The following is a 15,882-nucleotide window of genomic DNA, read 5'->3' on the forward strand; positions in this document are numbered from 1 at the left end:
CGACTCAGCCAGCGGCATCCGCTGCCGCGGATCCCCCTGAACTTTCTCCGGCGGCAGGCAACAGGGCCAGCTGGGCGTCCACGGTGGCGCGGTAACGCTGCAGGTCGTCTTCCAGCTCGCGGATGCGCACCTGCTGGGCGTCAATTTCGCTGCGGTCCTGCATCAATTCCACTTTCTTCACCACGCCAATCCACACGGCGAACACCCAGGCGGCGGTGGCGCCGATGCCACCCACCACCAGCAGCAAGGCCGCCAGCGGCAGGGTGACCGCCGCTCCCGGCAGGAAGCGCACGGTGGTGGGATCGGTGTTCTCCAGCGTGAACATCACCGTGGCGAGGCCAAAACTGAAGATCAGCAGGAAATTCAGCTGTCGCATGGCGGGTGGTGGGTCGAGGCTCTGAATCGGGAGCGCATGGCTGGCAGGCCGGTGGCAGCCTCAGCGGAGCGATCCCGTCGACCAGTTTGCGGCACCTGAGCGGAATTGGGCGCAAGCCGTCGCACAGTGCTGGTGATGGTGCTGGGCAGCCGGCAGGATCTCGATTCGCTCAGCCCAGGGCGGGCGCATGGAGCAGGGGCGGCGCCAAGGCCAGCTGCTTGCCCACCGCCCCCCGGATCAGCCCCTTGGGCGTGGGGCCCACCACCTTGGTGAGGGCAACGTCCTCACGGGCCACGAGCGCTTCGATCGAGGCGCGGTAGCTGTCGGTGACGAGACGAGGGTAAAGACCGATGCCGATGATCGGCACCAGCAGGCAGGAGATCACGTAGATCTCGCGCGGTTCGGCATCCACCAGGCGGGTGTGGGCCGCCAGCTCCACGTTCTCCTTGCCGAAGAAGATCTCGCGCAGCATCGAGAGCAGGTACACCGGAGTGAGGATCACCCCCACGGCCGCCAGGGCTGCCATCACGATGCGGAAGCTGAGCGCGTAGGCCTCACTGTTCACGAAGCCCACGAAGACCATCAGTTCCGACACGAAGCCACTCATGCCAGGCAGGGCCAGGGACGCGAGCGAACAGATCGTCCAGAGGGCGAACATCTTGCGCATCTTCTGGCCCACGCCGCCCATCTCATCGAGCTGAAGCGTGTGGGTGCGGTCGTAGGTGGCGCCCACCAGGAAGAAGAGGCTGGCACCGATCAGGCCGTGGCTCACCATCTGCAGCATGGCGCCGCTGGTGCCGAGGGCACTGAAGCTGCCGATGCCGATCAGCACGAAGCCCATGTGGCTGATCGAGCTGTAGGCGATCTTGCGCTTGAGGTTGCGCTGCGCGAAGGAGGTGAGTGCCGCATAAATGATGTTCACCACCCCCAGCACCACCAGCAGCGGCGCGAACTGGGCGTGGGCCTCGGGCAGCAGCTGAACGTTGAAGCGCAGCAGGGCGTAGCCGCCCATCTTCAGCAGAATGCCGGCCAGCAGCATGTGCACCGGTGCTGTGGCCTCGCCGTGGGCGTCCGGTAGCCAGGTGTGCAGCGGCACGATCGGCAGCTTGACCCCGAAGGCGATCAGCAGGCCCGCGTAGGCCAGCATCTGGAAGCGGGTGCCGAACTCCTTCGCCGCCAGAGTGGTGAATTCGAAGCTGGGCGTGCCGCCGCCATAAAAGCCCATGGCCAGGGCGGCCAGCAGGATGAACACTGAGCCGCCAGCTGTGTAGAGGATGAACTTGGTGGCGGCGTACTGGCGCTTCTTAGCGCCCCAGATCGCCAGCAGCAGATACACCGGCAGCAGCTCCAGCTCCCAGGCCAGGAAGAACAGGAGCATGTCCTGCACAGCAAACACGGCGATCTGGCCGCCATCCATGGCCAGGATCAGGAAGTAGAAGAGCCGCGGCTTGAAGGTGACCGGCCAGGCGGCCAGCACCGCCAGCGCGGTGATGAAGCTGGTGAGCAAGATCAGCGGCATCGACAGCCCGTCGGCGCCCACCGACCAGGCCAGCCCCAGATCGGGCAGCCATTCCACCCGTTCCACCAGCTGGAGCCCCGCCACCGAGGGGTCGTAGCCGTTCAGGTAGGCCCCTGCGGTGACCAGAAAGGTGAGCAGGGCCACGCCGAGGGCGTACCAGCGGATTGTCTTGCCGTCGCCTGGGTCGGGGATGAAGGGGATCAGCAGCGCGGCTCCGATCGGCATCAGGATCGAAACGCTCAGCCAGGGGAAGGCCCCGGTGGAGGCTGTGCCAAGGGCCGCAAGGGCCTCCGGAGCAACGGCAGGGTCAAGCGGCACTGGCCAGGGAATTCAGTTCTGGACGGAGTGTAGAAATGCTCAACTGCCCAGTACCGCCCAGATATGGGATGACACACAGAGCCCGCGCCGAGGGGCGCACGGAGCGCACTCAGAAGCTGCTGAACAGCAGCACCAGGGCGATCACGCCGCCGAACACGATCAGCGCATAGAACTGGGCGCGGCCGGTTTCGAAGTACTTGAGTCCTTCGCCGCTGCCCAGGGTCAGCAGGCCGGTGAGGTTCACCACCCCGTCCACCACCTTGGCGTCCACCTCCAGCACCTGACGGGCCAGCTTGCGGCTGCCTTTCACGAACAGGCGGTCGTTGATCGCATCCAGGTACCACTTGTTGGCCAGGAAGGCATTGATGGTGGGGAAGCGGGCGGCCACGGCGGTGGCCAGATCCAGCTTGTGCAGGGCGTAGGCCAGCACCGCGATGGTGATGCCGATCACGGAGATCGTCACCGAAGCGCCGGCCAGCGGCAGGAACTCGCCCCAGCTGAAGTGTTCGGCCATCTCGGCGGCCTCGCCGGGGTTGAGCAGGGCGGCGAAGCGGCTGTTCCAGGGCGTGCCGAGCAGGCCGATCAGCACCGAGGGAACGGCAAGCACCGCCAATGGTGCGGCCATCTGCCAGCCCGATTCGTGCGGGTGGGAGGCGTGGGAGCCATGGCCCTCCTCATGGCTTTCCGGGGCCTTGCCGGCAGCCTGGAGCAGGGCACTGCGGACGCTGAGGTCACCGCCGCGGAAGCTGCCCTCGAAGGTGAGGAAGTAGAGCCGGAACATATAGAAGGCGGTCATGCCGGCAGTCAGGAAGCCCACCGCCCATAGCAGCGGGAAGGCGTTGAAGGCCTGGCCGAGGATTTCATCCTTGCTCCAGAAGCCCGCCAGCGGCGGAATACCGCTGATCGCCACGCAGCCGATCAGGAAGGTGGTGGAGGTGACCGGCATGAAGCGGCGCAGCCCTCCCATCAGGCGCATGTCCTGGGCAAGCACCGGCTCATGGCCCACCACCTCTTCCATGGCATGGATCACCGAGCCGGAGCAGAGGAAGAGCATGGCCTTGAAGAAGGCGTGGGTGACGAGGTGGAACATGCCCGCCTCGGGAGCGCCGCAACCCATCGCCAGCATCATGTAACCCAGCTGTGACACGGTGCTGTAGGCCAGGCCTTTCTTGAGATCCATCTGGGTGAGGGCGATCGAGGCCCCCAGGAAGCAGGTGATCGTGCCGATCACGGCGATCACGGCCTGCACCAGCGGGAAGGGTTCGTAGACCGGCTGCAGCCTGGCCACCAGGAACACGCCGGCGGCCACCATGGTGGCGGCGTGGATCAGGGCGGAGATCGGGGTGGGACCCTCCATCGCATCGGGCAGCCACACGTGCAGGGGGAACTGGGCCGACTTGGCCATCGGGCCCATGAACACCAGCAGGCACAGCAACACCGCCACGCCGTTGGAGAGCGAGCCTTCAGCCACGGCGGCGGAGAGGCCGGCGCCGATCTCCTCGAAGCCGAAACTGCCGGTGGCCCAGAACAGGCCGAGGATGCCAAGCAGCAGGCCGAAGTCGCCGACGCGGTTCACGATGAAGGCCTTCTGGGCGGCATGGGCGGCACCCTCGCGGTCGTACCAGAAGCCCACCAGCAGGTAGGAGCACATGCCCACCAGCTCCCAGAACACGTAGATCTCAAGCAGGTTGGGGCTGATCACCAGCCCCAGCATCGAGCTGCTGAAGAGGGCGAGATAGGTGAAGAAGCGCACATAGCCCTTGTCGTGGGCCATGTAGCCATCGGAATACACCATCACCAGCAAGGCGATGGTGGTCACCAGCGACAGCATCACGGCGCCGAGAGCATCAACCCGGAACCCCATCTGCAGGTTGAAGGTGCCGGCGCTGGCCCAGTTGAAGAGCACTTCGGTGGCTGGCGCTCCGGCCAGTTGCTCCGCCAGCACGGCGTAACTCAGCACGGCTGCCGCCCCGATCAGGGTGATGAGCAGCAGGGCAACGGGCTTGCGCAGCCGGTTGACGGTGCGGTTGAAGCTGATCAGCCCGAGACCGGTGAGCGCCGCCCCCGCCAAGGGCAGAACGGGAATCAACCAGGCGATTTCAGCGGCCGATGTCATCCAGCTCCAGTCAGCGGCCCCGCGAGTGTAGGCAGCTTCCTGGGCACGGCCGGCCTGTGTGTGGGTGTGCGATCAGCCCAGCGTCCGTCCCAGGGGTCCGTTCAGAAAGGCGCTGGCGGCAGGGCCGATGTAGCGGTGGCTCCACCAGAACAGGCCGATGGCGATGGCGATCCCCAGCTGGGAAGGCCGCAGGAACTCTGTGAGTTCCAGCGTCTGGCGTCCGTCGATCACCGCCAGGAACGGCACTACGGAGGTGCGCGCCTTGAGCTGCTCGAAGGCCTCGCCGAAGCGCGCCCGCAGGCGTCGGTCGCCGTGCCAGACGGCAAACAGGTGGTGGGCGATCAATCCGGCGCAGGTGACCACCATGAAGCTGCTGCCGATCCAGAGCAGGTGGGTGGAGCACCAGAGGATCTGACCGACGGCCTGGGGGTGGCGGCTGATGCGGATGATCCCGGTTTCGTAGAGGCGCACCTGGGGCTGCAGCAGCGCGGGAATCTCCAGCAGGTTGTAGGTGGCGGGATACAGAAAGAAGAAGCTGATCGCTGTTCCCACCCAGATCACAGGGATGAGTCCGGGGGTGCCCTGCAGGGTCCAGAGCTGCACCCCGTCATAGCGATGGGCGAGGAAGTACCCCACCACCACCACAGCGGCCGGAATGCTCACAGCCGCGAACAGCAGGCGCCAGGCCCGGGCCCCGATGCGCTGCTCCCCCCACACGCGCAGGGCGGCCCCGCCGCTGTGCAGCACCGCAAAGGCCACCAGCAGGGCAACCATCACCAGGCTGGTGTGGTGGAGCGGGGAAAGCACGGGGCAGAAGCGGCAGCGGCGATTCTGCTTCGTCCGCCGCGGCATGGCGTGGAGGGCGGACCGGGCTTTGCTCCTAAAGTTCTCCGTTCATGCCGGCGTCCAGCCCCGGGGTCGTTCCATGGCTGATCTGCCGTTCACCCTCGATCAGCTGCGCATCCTGCGGGCCATTGCCAGCGAAGGCAGCTTCAAGAAGGCTGCCGACAGCCTTTACGTCACCCAGCCGGCGGTGAGCCTGCAGATCCAGAACCTGGAGAAGCAGCTCGATGTGTCGCTCTTCGACCGGGGCGGCCGCAAGGCCCAGCTCACCGAGGCGGGGCATCTCCTGCTCAGCTACTGCGACCGAATCCTGGGCCAGTGCCAGGAGGCCTGCCGCGCCCTCGACGACCTGCACAACCTCAAGGGTGGTTCCCTGATCGTGGGCGCCAGCCAGACCACCGGCACCTACCTGATGCCGCGCATGATCGGCCTGTTCCGGCAGAAGTATCCCGACGTATCGGTTCAGCTGCAGGTGCACAGCACCCGGCGCACCAGTTGGAGCGTGGCCAACGGCCAGGTGGATCTGGCGATCATCGGCGGTGAGCTGCCCGGCGAACTCAACGACCTGCTCCAGGTGATTCCTTACGCCAGCGATGAACTGGCCCTGGTGCTGCCGGTGAACCACCCCCTCGCCCGCCTGCCGGAACTCCACAAGGACGACCTCTACCGGCTCAGCTTCGTCTGCCTTGATGCCCAGTCCACCACCCGCAAGATGGTGGACCAGCTGCTGGCCCGCTCTGGCCTGGAAGTGCAGCGGCTCAAGATCGAGATGGAGCTCAATTCCTTTGAGGCGATCAAGAACGCCGTGCAGTCGGGATTGGGTGCCGCCTTCCTGCCGGTGGTGTCGATCGAGCGGGAACTGGCGACCGGATCGCTGCACCGTCCCAACGTGACCGACCTGCTGGTGCGCCGCCAGCTGAAGCTGATCACCCATCCGGCCCGTTACTGCTCCAGGGCTTCGGAAGCCTTCCGCCGCGAGGTGCTGCCGGTGTTCGCCAGCCCCGACAGCCCCTTGCGCCAGACCCCCCGCACCAGCCCGCCGGCCGAAGCCGCCACCACGGTGCTTCAGCCCGCCCCGTGAGCCCCCTGCACGAGCCCGGAGGCTCCTAAAGGCGGAGACTCACACTCAGAACTGGTCGCCTTCCGGGGTGATGCCCACGGAGTCGTCGGCGGCGCCGGCAATGCCCCGGGTCTGGAACTTGTTGCCGCTGATGTCGGTCTGGTAGACGCAGCGGACGATCGGCTTGTCGCGGATCGAGCCGATGTAGGCGAAGGTGTTCATGCGTTGCTTGCACTGGCGCATCTGCTCGGAGGTGACGGCGCCCTCCTTCTGCAGCACGCTCCAGTTCTCGCGGCGGATCACACAGCCCGGTTGCAGCGTCGGCTGGGTCACGAAGCTGCTGCTTGGGTTCATGGTGGTGTAGAGCTCCACGTCCATCACGAAGGCGCTCGCACCCCACTGCTTGCAGAACTCGGGGTCGGGCACGGCCAGGTCGAGTTGCTGGCTGCTGGCGATGTTCCCCTGGTTGCCCACGGTGTTGCTGGAGAGCGCCGTGCCGATGCCGATGCCCACCACGAGCACCCCGGCCAGCACCGCGATCGTGGCCACGTTGAACACGAAGGGGCCGCCTCCGGGTTTGCCACCCCCCCCACCCGGTGTGGCACCACCGCCACCGCCGCCACCCCCGTTGCGGGTGGGGCGGGCGGCGCGGGAGCGGTCGCCGGGATCCCGCTCATCGGCGGCGTCGTAACGGGCGGCGTCGTAGCGGGAGCCGCGGCGGTCGTAGGCGTAGTCGGAGCTGGCGTAGTCCGACCCGGCGTAATCGGCGCTGGAGCGGCCGCGGCTGCCTCTGCCATCGCCTCTGGAGAAGGCGCTGCCATCACGGGAGCGGGTCATGTGGAAGCGGCACTGCGGGGCAGGCCCATGGAGTAGTTGAGAACCCGCGCGTCCGGGTTGTAGCGGAGTTCGCCCGCCTGCAGCAGCTGGCGGATCGTGCCCTCCAGCTCCGAACCGATGCGGCGCAGGTTGTATTCGGTGAGCTCGGCGCCGGCGAAACCGGCCACCAGATCACGGAAACGCTGCTGCACCTTCTGCAGCACGCCGGCGTCCCAGAGGAACTCGTTGTCCGGGTCGAGGTCGAGGGTCAGCTGGTGCGGGTCGGGGACCAGTTCACCCCCCTCGAGCCGTGCCGTGAACAGCCGCACATGACGGGTGGTGGACTTGAGCAGCAGGTCGTCGGCCATGGAACGAAGGCGAACGGACGGAGATGGGCCGCCGCAACTCTAGGAACCGCCGGTGCGGGCAGGGCCACCGCAGCCAGGCGCCCGACGTTGGCAGGGGGCATCCTTTTAGGTTGGCGTCTGGTTTTCGTCTTTGCATGCGCGTCGCCATTGCCGGAGCAGGACTCGCCGGCCTGTCCTGTGCCAAATACCTCTGCGATGCCGGCCATACGCCGGTGCTGCTCGAGGGGCGCAACGTGCTCGGCGGCAAGGTGGCGGCCTGGCAGGACGAAGACGGGGACTGGTACGAAACCGGCCTGCACATCTTCTTTGGGGCTTACCCCAACATGCTGCAGCTGTTCGCGGAGCTGGGCATCGAGGATCGCCTGCAGTGGAAGGATCACGCGATGATCTTCAACCAGAAGGAGGCGCCAGGCAGCTACAGCCGTTTCGATTTCCCCGACCTTCCCGCCCCTCTCAACGGTGTTGCCGCCATCCTCGGCAACAACGACATGCTCACCTGGCCCGAGAAGATCGCCTTCGGGCTCGGCCTTGTGCCCGCCATGCTCCGCGGCCAGGACTACGTGGAGGAGTGCGACAAATACTCCTGGTCGGAATGGCTGCGCCTTCACAACATCCCTCAGCGAGTGAACGATGAAGTGTTCATCGCCATGAGCAAGGCGCTCAACTTCATCAATCCCGATGAAATCTCCTCAACGGTGATCCTCACGGCCCTCAACCGCTTCCTGCAGGAGAAGAACGGCTCGAAGATGGCCTTCCTCGACGGCAACCCCCCAGAGCGTCTCTGTGAGCCGATCGTGGCCTCGATCCGCGAGCGCGGTGGCGAGGTGCACCTCGACAGCCCCCTGCGCGAGATCCGCCTGGCCGCCGATGGCAGCGTGCGCAGCTTCCGGATCGGCGGCATCCAGGGCCAGCCTGGCCGTGAGGTGGAGGCGGATGCCTACGTCAGCGCCCTGCCGGTGGATCCGCTCAAGCTCCTGCTGCCGGATCCCTGGCGCCAGCTGCCCTACTTCCAGAAGCTCGACGGGCTCAAGGGGGTGCCGGTGATCAACATTCATCTCTGGTTCGATCGAAAACTCACCGCGATCGACCATCTTCTGTTCAGTCGTTCGGACCTGCTCAGCGTCTACGCCGACATGAGCAACACCTGCCGCGAGTACGCCGACCCCGACCGCTCCATGCTCGAGCTGGTTTTCGCCCCTGCGGCGGAGTGGATCGGCCGCAGCGATGACGACATCGTGGCCGCCACGCTCGAGGAGCTGCGCCGCCTCTTCCCCGACCACTTCAACGGCGACGACCAGGCCAAGCTGCGCAAGGCCCGGGTGGTAAAAACCCCCCTCTCCGTCTACAAGACCGTGCCCGGCTGCCAGCAGTTGCGGCCCTCGCAGCAATCGCCGATCGCAAACTTCTTCCTGGCCGGCGACTACACGATGCAGCGCTATCTGGCTTCGATGGAAGGGGCAGTGCTGAGCGGCAAGCTGTGCGCCGAGGCGGTCAGCCGGCAGGCGTCCGCGCTGGTGCAGCCGGTGGCGGTGTGAGCGTGCTGGCCGCTTCACCCACCGCCGCTTCCCTCCGCTCCGGCCTGAACCTGGAGCACGCCTACGAGGCCTGCCGCCAGGAAACCGCCCAATGGGCCAAGACCTTCTATCTCGGCACCCTGCTGATGCCCCCCGCCAAGCGGCGGGCCATCTGGGCGATCTACGTGTGGTGCCGCCGCACCGACGAACTGATGGACAGCCCCCAGGCGCAGCGGCTGCCCACTGACCAACTCGCCGAGCGGCTCGATCGCTGGGAAGCCCGCACCCGCCGCCTGTTTGCCGGCGAGGTGCACGATGCCCTCGATCTGGCCATGGTGGACACCATCCAGCGCTATCCTCAGCCGCTCCAGCCCTACCTCGACATGATCGAGGGGCAGCGCATGGACTTGGTCTGCCATCGCTACGCCAGCTTCGATGAACTGCAGCTCTATTGCTATCGGGTGGCCGGCACCGTGGGCCTGATGACCCAGGAAGTGATGGGGCTTGATCCGGCCTACACCACGGCCCCCTGGAGCGAACGGCCCGATACCTCCGAGGCGGCGGTGGCCCTTGGCATCGCCAACCAGCTCACCAACATCCTGCGCGATGTGGGCGAAGACCGCAGCCGTGGCCGCATCTATCTGCCGCAGGAAGATCTGCAGCGCTTCAACTACTCGGAATCCGACCTGATGGCGGGGCTGCTCAATGAAAACTGGCGGGCCCTGATGGCCTTTCAGTTGCAACGCGCCCGCTACTGGTTCGGCCGTTCGGAGGCGGGGGTGCGCTGGCTGGCGGCCGATGCCCGCTGGCCGGTGTGGGCCTCGCTGCGGCTGTATCGCGGCATTCTCACAGTGATCGAGCAACTCAACTACGACGTTTTCAACCACCGGGCCTACGTTCCCAAGCCCTTCAAATTGCTCGACCTGCCGCTCTCCTACGTGATCTCCCAGGCCCGCTGAACCTCTGCAGTGGCCCCGGCCTCCGCCTTCAGCCAGTCCAGCAGGATCGGATTCACCCGTTCGGGAGCTTCGTCGTGGGGGCAGTGTCCCAACCCCGGCAGCACCTTCAGTTCCTGCACACAGGGGAAGAGGCGCGCCCAACATTCGGCTTCGGCTGGCGCTTCCCACGGATCCTCTGCTCCCCACAGCATGCGCACCGGCACGGTCAGCTCGGCAAGCAACTCCGGTGCCAGGTGGTCGTCGAACAGGTTGACGAAGCCGCGGAAGCTCTCGGGCGCTCCGGCATCGGTACTGGGCCGGTGCAGCAGCTCCACCAGGGCGTCGTCGATGTTGGCGCCGCTGGGGTAAGCCCGCTCCAGCACCTGACGGATGAAGGCGGGCCGGGCCAAGGCGCGGAACAGGGGAGCCACCAGCCAGCGCTGCCGCACCAGTTGCTTCACCAGGGGACGGCTCCATCGCTCCAGCAGCGGCAGTTCCGCCACGCGCTTTTCATCCAACGTGCGCTGGGCGCAGTCGATCAGGATCACCTGGGCCAGCGGAACGCCGCGGGCCACCAGCAGCTGGGCCGCCCTTAGGGCCACCACGCCGCCGATCGAGTTGCCCACCAGATGCACGCGGGCGGAGGGAGCGTGCTGCAGGGCCACCTGCTGCACGAAATCCGCCACCTGCTCGGCCCACAGATCGAAGCAGTAGCGCACCGCTCCGGGCTGCTCGGCTTCATCGGCCAGGCGGGAGCGCGGCTTGTCGCTGGCGCCGAATCCGAGCAGATCGATGGCGCACACCGAGAAGCGGCTGGCGATCACCGGCAGGTTGTGGCGCCAGTGGCCCAGGCTCGCGCCGAACCCGTGGATCAGCACCACACGTTGAAGCCCCGCCGGTTCGGGGCCGGCGAGGCAGCGGTAGCGGATGGTGTGACCCTGCCAGGTCCAGGAGGAGGAGGCAGGGCTGGGCGTGGTGGAAGCCGGCGGGTGGGTCAAGGCAGCATCGCCGCCGACCGGCGGAACGGGGCGCTGGCTCAGACCGTGGTGGCTGTCTGGTTGGCCAGCAGGGATTTCAGTTTGGCGAGCTCACCGGCCCAACGCGGATCGGGGGCGCCTTCGGTGATGGTGTCACTGTGCACCACCTTGTTGACGGCCTTGCGGGCCGCCACGGGAGCGGCACCGCCGGCGGCGGGCCGGCGATCGCCGGTGCCGGGGCGGCTGTCACGGCGCTCGGAGCGCTCGATGCGCAGGCTGTTACCGCCGAAGTCGTGGCCGTTGAGCTGCTCGATCACGGTGTCGGCCAGTTTCTCATCCTCGACATTGGCGAAACCGAAACCACGGCAGGCACCCGTTTCCCTGTCCTGAACGGTCTTGAAGCGCACGCCCTCGGCGATGGAAGTGAACAGAGCATCGAGCTCGGCGGCATCGAAAGTCTGCGGCAGATTGCCGACGTAGAGACGAACACTCATGGGAGGAGGGGGGGGAGAGAAGGGAGGTGGCGGCCTGCGCCATCGGGTGAACGCACCGGCGAAACGCAGGGCAGCGCAGGAGGCGCCAAAGAGCGATCGGGGAGGTGTTTCTGACGTTCAGGAACTGGACGTCAACCGTTGCCGTTCGGGCTTCGATGAAGCGATGGAAGATGCCTGTACAAAGAGCAGTCAATCACGGCGCCGGTCCAGCCAGCCAGCGACGCGCCGCCGCCAGGGCCTCCTCGCTGCTCTCCAGGCGGCCGAAGGCGCGCTCGATCGTCAGGTGGGCCAGCAGTTCGCCCAGCCGCCGTGACGGGGCCAGCCCCAGCCGCTGCTGCAGTTCCGTGCCGTCGAGCGGGGGCCTGGGATGAAAGAGAGGATCGCCCGGATCACGCCAGCGGGGCAGCCACTCCCGCGCAAACGGCAGCGGCAGCATGAGCAGCAGGGCGGGCAGGTCGTCCTCCAGGTCGCGGTGAAAGTGCACCTGCTCCCGTTCCGAGCCGAACGGGGCGGCGGGATCTCGCACCCCGCCGGGCCCCTCCAGCTGCGCCCGCCAGCTCCGCAGCAGTCCGCAGCGCCGCTGCAGCGCCCGGCTGGCGTGCAGCCGCCCCCAGCTGGCGGCATCAAGCAGCGTGGCCAGGCGTGCCAGGGGCAGCGCCAAGCGGGCTTCGTCTTCGCTCAGACCCCTGGCTGCGGCCGCCGCCGGGGTGAGCTGTCTCAGCGCGGCACCGGCGGCTTCATTGCCGGCTGCACCGCCTTCCACAGCGTCCGGCTGGCGCCAGGCGTCCAGCAGGCCGATCGTCAGCACCCGGGCCAGCCCTTCGCCGCCGCTGGCGCACGCCGCCAGCTTCTCCAGCTCCACCCGCACGCGCTCCACGGCCACTTGGTCGATCCGGCGGCTGTGGTGCTGGATCCAGGCTGCGCTGGTGGCGTCGAGGTGAAAGCCCAGTTCCGCGGCCAGTCGCTCACCTCGCAGCAGTCGCAGCGGGTCGTCCAGCAGGTTCGCTTCGCTCACGGCCCGGATCAGTCCCGCCGCCAGATCGGTCAGGCCGCCGCTCGGGTCGAGCAGCTGGCTGCTCGCCGTCAGGGGCAGGGCCAGGGCGTTGAGACAGAAGTCGCGGCGCAGCAGATCGGTGGCCAGGTCCGCGCCGGCCTGGCGGGCCAGATCCACGCTCCAGCCCCGGATCACCAGCCGGGCGATCGAGCGCTCCTGATCCAGCACCACGCAGCGACCACCGTGCTCCCGGCTCAGCCGCTCGCCCAGGGCAATGGCCTCCACCGGCACCACCAGATCGAGGTCGGGCCGCTCCCCCAGCCGCCCGAGCAGGCCATCGCGCACGGCGCCTCCCACCAGGGCGGTGCCCGCAGGGAAGGCCGCCGGAGGCACCGGCCAGCGTTCCATCGCCAGGCGGCGGCGCAGCAGAGCCGTGGCGGCGGCCAGATCCAGAGGCACGCTGGCCTGGCCCGCCAGAATGGCTGCATTCGGAGACCACTCAGGCATGTGCATCTGCGTGGATTGCCACTGGGTGGACCGCTGCCAGGCCTATCACGCGGTGGAGCGCCAGCACGGCGTCAAGCATCTCGCCGTTGCCCCCGACTTCCGCCCGGTGGATCCACGCATCCATGTGCAGGTGATGGATCTGCCGGAGAACCGCGTGGGCGTGGAATGGGACGTGCGGTCCTGCGCCAGCTTCCAGGCTGAACCGGGCCGCTGGCAACGGCTGCGTCCTCTGGCGGCGATCCCGCGGTGATGGACGCTCCTGCCTGGGGCCTGGCCCTGCACAGCAGCAGCGAGGTGCTGGGAGTGGCGCTGCAGTCGCTGCTGGAGCCGGAGACGCCGCCCTTGATCCACACCTTCCCGCTGGGGCGCCGGCTCTCCAACGATCTGCTCGCCTGCGTGGAGGAGGTATTGCCAGCCTGCCGCTGGCCGCAGCTGGCACGGCTGGCGGTGGCCACCGGGCCCGGTGGCTTCACTGGCACTCGGCTCACCGTGGTGATGGCCCGCACGCTGGCCCAGCAGCTGGCTCTGCCCCTTGATGGTGTCAGCAGTTTCCTGCTGGTGGCGCGGCGGCTCTGGCAGGACGGAGAGCCGCTGACGGCCGCCGATCCGTTCTGGCTGCTGCACGAGCTGCCGCGCCGAGGAGTGGTGGCGGGTGCCTACGTGCTTGATGCAGGGGCTCCAGGGGGGGTGGTGGAGCGCCAGCCGCCGCGCCTGTTCGCCGACGCCGATGCCGTGCCTCCTGGCCCACGGCTGCCGGCGGTGGTGGAAGCCAGAGCCGATGTGGCCCAGTTGCTCGCCTTCAGCAAGGCGGCGGCGTTGGCCGGCGGGCCGGCCCCCTGGAGCACGGTGCTGCCGATCTATCCCACCAGCCCCGTGGGGGGAGAGGGTTGATGCGCCGCCTGGTGCTGCTGACGTTGCTGACGGCGGGCAGCTTCTGGCTGGGACGTTCCCTGCTGCTGCCGCCGGCTTCGCCGCCCCAGCTCATCCTTGTGCTGGGCGGTGACGTGAAGCGCGAGAAGGTGGCCGGGCGCTTGGCGACTCAATACCGTCTGCCGGTGGTGGTCAGCGGCGGCAGCAACCCGGAATACGCCCGCTGGCTGTTCGATCAGGAAGGCCTGCGGCAGCAGCAATACCGGCTGGATTACCGCGCCCATGACACGCTTTCCAACTTCACCACCGTGGTGGATGATCTGCGCCGTGGCGGCATCCGTCACGTGCTGCTGGTCACCAGCAGTGATCACATGGACCGGGCCCTGCTGGTCGGCCGGGTGGTGGCCGGCAGCCGCGGCATCCAGCTGACGCCCGTGGCGGTGTCCTGCGGGGAGCTCTGCCATCCTGAGAGCCTTTCCAAGCGCTGGGGCGACGGCCTGCGGGCCGTGGTGTGGGTGCTCAGCGGGCGGGATCTGAAGAACTGGGCGCAAGCGCAGCACGCTCAGACCCGGGCCTGATCAGGCCCTCATTCAGCAAGGCATTGATCTGGTCCTGGCAGGCCTGGGTGGTCGCCAGGAGGTCTTCGCGACGGCGGGAGGCGGGCGGCGGGATCGGCTGGCCGATACGGATGTGGATCGGCACCAGGCGTGGCCAGGTACGGCCTGCGCCCATGGCCCGGTGGCTGTTGACGATCGCCACCGGTAACAGCGGCACGCCGGCCCGTGCCGCCAGCAGAGCAGCGCCCGCCTGCGGCTGGTTGACGCGGCCGTCCAGCTGCCGGGTGCCATCGATGAACACCCCGGTGGCCCAGCCCTGGGCCAGCCGTGCTGTGGCGACCCGAATGGCTTCGCGGTCGCTGGCTCCTCGCTGCACCGGGTAGGCCCCGCAGGCGCGAATGATCGGGCCCAGCAGGGGGACCCTGAACAGCTCTGCTTTTGCCATGAAGGCCACGGGTCGGCCCAAGGCGTGGCCCAGCAACGGCGGGTCGAAGTGGGAGCCGTGGTTGGCCACCACCACCAGTGCACCCTCCGTGGGCACGTTTCGATTGCCGCTGGTGCGCCCACGGAACAGGATCCGGTAGAGCGGGAACACCAGCAAATAGCTGATCAGCCGGTAGGTAAGGCTGGGGCGGGGATTCAACAGCGCCAGCGGATCGGAGGAATCCAGCCCTTTGGATTCGCTCAAAGCGCCAGGTCGGCCGCCGCGCCGATCTGGGCGGTGGCGAGGCCGGGGACTGCCCGGCGCAGCAGGCCGCTCAGCACGTTGCCCGGCCCGACCTCCACCACGGTTTCGATCGCTAGCCGCGGGAACTGGTCCATGGTTTCGCGCCAGCGCACCCCCGTGACCATCTGCTCGCTCAGGCGCTCCTTGAGCAGGGCGCCGTCAGTGGTCGGGGTGGGATCGGTGTTGCTGAGCACCGGAATGGCCGCATTGGCGAATGGGACCTGCTCCAGCAGGTGGCGAAAGGCGGTCGCGGCTTCTGCCATGAAGGGGGAATGGAAGGCCCCCGACACAGCCAAGGGGATCGCCCGCTTGCAGTTGATTCTCTGGCACAGGGCCTGAACCGCCTCGGTGCTGCCGGAGAGCACCACTTGGGAGGCGCTGTTGTCGTTGGCAATCACCACCCCTTCGCTGGCGGCGATCCGTTCGTCCAGCTCCTCCCGGTTGAAGCCGATCACGGCGGTCATCGACCCGCCACCTGCGGCGGCCATCAGCTCGCTTCGCTGCCGCATCAGGGCCAGGCCTGCCTCAAGGTCGAAGACACCAGCGGCGTAGAGCGCCACCAGCTCCCCAAGGCTGTGTCCGGCCACAAGATGGGCGCAGCGGCCCATCCCCTTGAGCGCATCGACCAGCAGGCTTTCCAGCACGAACAGGGCCGGCTGGCTGTTGCGGGTGTCGTTCAGGTCGGCCGGTGCGGTGGGATCACTGAGCGGTTCACCGGCGCAGATCGCCAGCAGATCCCTGCCCAGGAGATCCGAAGCAGAAGCAAACCGCTCGCGCGCTCCGGGCAGATCGAGCAGATCACCCACCATTCCCAGCTTCTGCGATCCCTGGCCGGGAAACACCCAGGCAATGCCCATCCTGTTCGTCTTGAACGGAATCTGAGATTAC

Annotated in this window: 17 protein-coding genes; 6 read left to right on the top strand and 11 right to left on the bottom strand. The window is 67.6% G+C overall.

The features are described 5' to 3' along the window. Positions 1-4: 4 nt before the first annotated feature. From ACXMDP_RS03815 to ACXMDP_RS03830, 4 genes are all read right to left on the bottom strand, one after another. Positions 5-376: a lipopolysaccharide assembly protein LapA domain-containing protein gene (locus ACXMDP_RS03815; protein ID WP_094511648.1), complete on the bottom strand. Its 372-nt coding sequence runs from the start codon at positions 374-376 to the stop codon at positions 5-7. A gap of 169 nt (positions 377-545) precedes the next feature. After that, positions 546-2,120, bottom strand: a complete 1,575-nt coding sequence (locus ACXMDP_RS03820) for an NAD(P)H-quinone oxidoreductase subunit 4 (protein WP_233132916.1) — start codon at positions 2,118-2,120, stop codon at positions 546-548. A gap of 202 nt (positions 2,121-2,322) precedes the next feature. Further along, the gene (locus tag ACXMDP_RS03825) at positions 2,323-4,329 is read right to left on the bottom strand and encodes an NAD(P)H-quinone oxidoreductase subunit 5 (RefSeq protein ID WP_094511643.1); all 2,007 of its coding nucleotides are present in this window, start codon (positions 4,327-4,329) and stop codon (positions 2,323-2,325) included. A gap of 72 nt (positions 4,330-4,401) precedes the next feature. After that, entirely contained in the window at positions 4,402-5,181 is a 780-nt protein-coding gene (locus tag ACXMDP_RS03830; RefSeq protein WP_399232758.1) for an NnrU family protein, read from the bottom strand. Between the two features lie 73 nt (positions 5,182-5,254). Here ACXMDP_RS03830 and ACXMDP_RS03835 point away from each other — a divergent pair, with 73 nt between their 5' ends. Next, on the top strand, positions 5,255-6,253 hold the full coding sequence (locus tag ACXMDP_RS03835) for a LysR family transcriptional regulator (RefSeq protein WP_094511634.1): 999 nt from the start codon (positions 5,255-5,257) through the stop codon (positions 6,251-6,253). 45 nt (positions 6,254-6,298) lie between these two features. Here the strand turns inward: ACXMDP_RS03835 and ACXMDP_RS03840 are convergent, their stop codons facing one another. Then, positions 6,299-7,069 (bottom strand): DUF3172 domain-containing protein, encoded by a 771-nt coding sequence (locus tag ACXMDP_RS03840; protein WP_259729121.1) that lies wholly within the window; start codon positions 7,067-7,069, stop codon positions 6,299-6,301. Beyond that, complete coding sequence (locus tag ACXMDP_RS03845; RefSeq protein ID WP_094511629.1) at positions 7,066-7,416, bottom strand: NAD(P)H-quinone oxidoreductase subunit M; 351 nt, start codon at positions 7,414-7,416, stop codon at positions 7,066-7,068. The genes ACXMDP_RS03840 and ACXMDP_RS03845 overlap by 4 nt, the downstream gene beginning before the upstream one ends. Positions 7,417-7,550: 134 nt before the next feature. On the opposite strand from ACXMDP_RS03845, the gene pds reads away from it, so the two are divergent. Further along, entirely contained in the window at positions 7,551-8,951 is a 1,401-nt protein-coding gene (gene pds / locus ACXMDP_RS03850; protein WP_259729120.1) for a 15-cis-phytoene desaturase, read from the top strand. Beyond that, a complete protein-coding gene (locus ACXMDP_RS03855; RefSeq protein WP_094512340.1) occupies positions 8,948-9,889 on the top strand; it encodes a phytoene synthase in 942 nt (313 codons plus the stop codon). The genes pds and ACXMDP_RS03855 overlap by 4 nt, the downstream gene beginning before the upstream one ends. Here the strand turns inward: ACXMDP_RS03855 and ACXMDP_RS03860 are convergent. The 3 genes from ACXMDP_RS03860 to ACXMDP_RS03870 all read right to left on the bottom strand — a co-directional run bounded on the left by ACXMDP_RS03860 (position 9,865) and on the right by ACXMDP_RS03870 (position 12,840). Further along, positions 9,865-10,866: an alpha/beta fold hydrolase gene (locus ACXMDP_RS03860; RefSeq protein WP_311134105.1), complete on the bottom strand. Its 1,002-nt coding sequence runs from the start codon at positions 10,864-10,866 to the stop codon at positions 9,865-9,867. The genes ACXMDP_RS03855 and ACXMDP_RS03860 overlap by 25 nt on opposite strands. A gap of 38 nt (positions 10,867-10,904) precedes the next feature. Then, on the bottom strand, positions 10,905-11,339 hold the full coding sequence (locus tag ACXMDP_RS03865; protein ID WP_094511619.1) for an RNA recognition motif domain-containing protein: 435 nt from the start codon (positions 11,337-11,339) through the stop codon (positions 10,905-10,907). A gap of 193 nt (positions 11,340-11,532) precedes the next feature. Next, the gene (locus ACXMDP_RS03870) at positions 11,533-12,840 is read right to left on the bottom strand and encodes a tRNA nucleotidyltransferase/poly(A) polymerase family protein (protein ID WP_259729119.1); all 1,308 of its coding nucleotides are present in this window, start codon (positions 12,838-12,840) and stop codon (positions 11,533-11,535) included. On the opposite strand from ACXMDP_RS03870, the gene ACXMDP_RS03875 reads away from it, so the two are divergent. The 3 genes from ACXMDP_RS03875 to ACXMDP_RS03885 are packed head-to-tail and all read left to right on the top strand — an operon-like array spanning position 12,839 to position 14,288. Beyond that, positions 12,839-13,090: a Ycf34 family protein gene (locus tag ACXMDP_RS03875; protein ID WP_259729118.1), complete on the top strand. Its 252-nt coding sequence runs from the start codon at positions 12,839-12,841 to the stop codon at positions 13,088-13,090. The genes ACXMDP_RS03870 and ACXMDP_RS03875 overlap by 2 nt on opposite strands. Continuing rightward, entirely contained in the window at positions 13,090-13,731 is a 642-nt protein-coding gene (tsaB, locus tag ACXMDP_RS03880; RefSeq protein WP_255100071.1) for a tRNA (adenosine(37)-N6)-threonylcarbamoyltransferase complex dimerization subunit type 1 TsaB, read from the top strand. The genes ACXMDP_RS03875 and tsaB overlap by 1 nt, the downstream gene beginning before the upstream one ends. Beyond that, the gene (locus tag ACXMDP_RS03885) at positions 13,731-14,288 is read left to right on the top strand and encodes a YdcF family protein (protein ID WP_259729117.1); all 558 of its coding nucleotides are present in this window, start codon (positions 13,731-13,733) and stop codon (positions 14,286-14,288) included. The genes tsaB and ACXMDP_RS03885 overlap by 1 nt, the downstream gene beginning before the upstream one ends. Here ACXMDP_RS03885 and ACXMDP_RS03890 read toward each other — a convergent pair. Further along, positions 14,230-14,955, bottom strand: coding sequence for a lysophospholipid acyltransferase family protein (locus ACXMDP_RS03890; RefSeq protein ID WP_094511609.1), 726 nt, complete (start codon positions 14,953-14,955; stop codon positions 14,230-14,232). The two genes, ACXMDP_RS03885 and ACXMDP_RS03890, sit on opposite strands and share 59 nt — an antisense overlap. Further along, positions 14,952-15,851 (bottom strand): ACP S-malonyltransferase, encoded by a 900-nt coding sequence (gene fabD, locus ACXMDP_RS03895; RefSeq protein ID WP_259729116.1) that lies wholly within the window; start codon positions 15,849-15,851, stop codon positions 14,952-14,954. The genes ACXMDP_RS03890 and fabD overlap by 4 nt, the downstream gene beginning before the upstream one ends. Positions 15,852-15,882: the final 31 nt, after the last annotated feature.

The organism is Cyanobium sp. ULC065, from assembly GCF_977927515.1.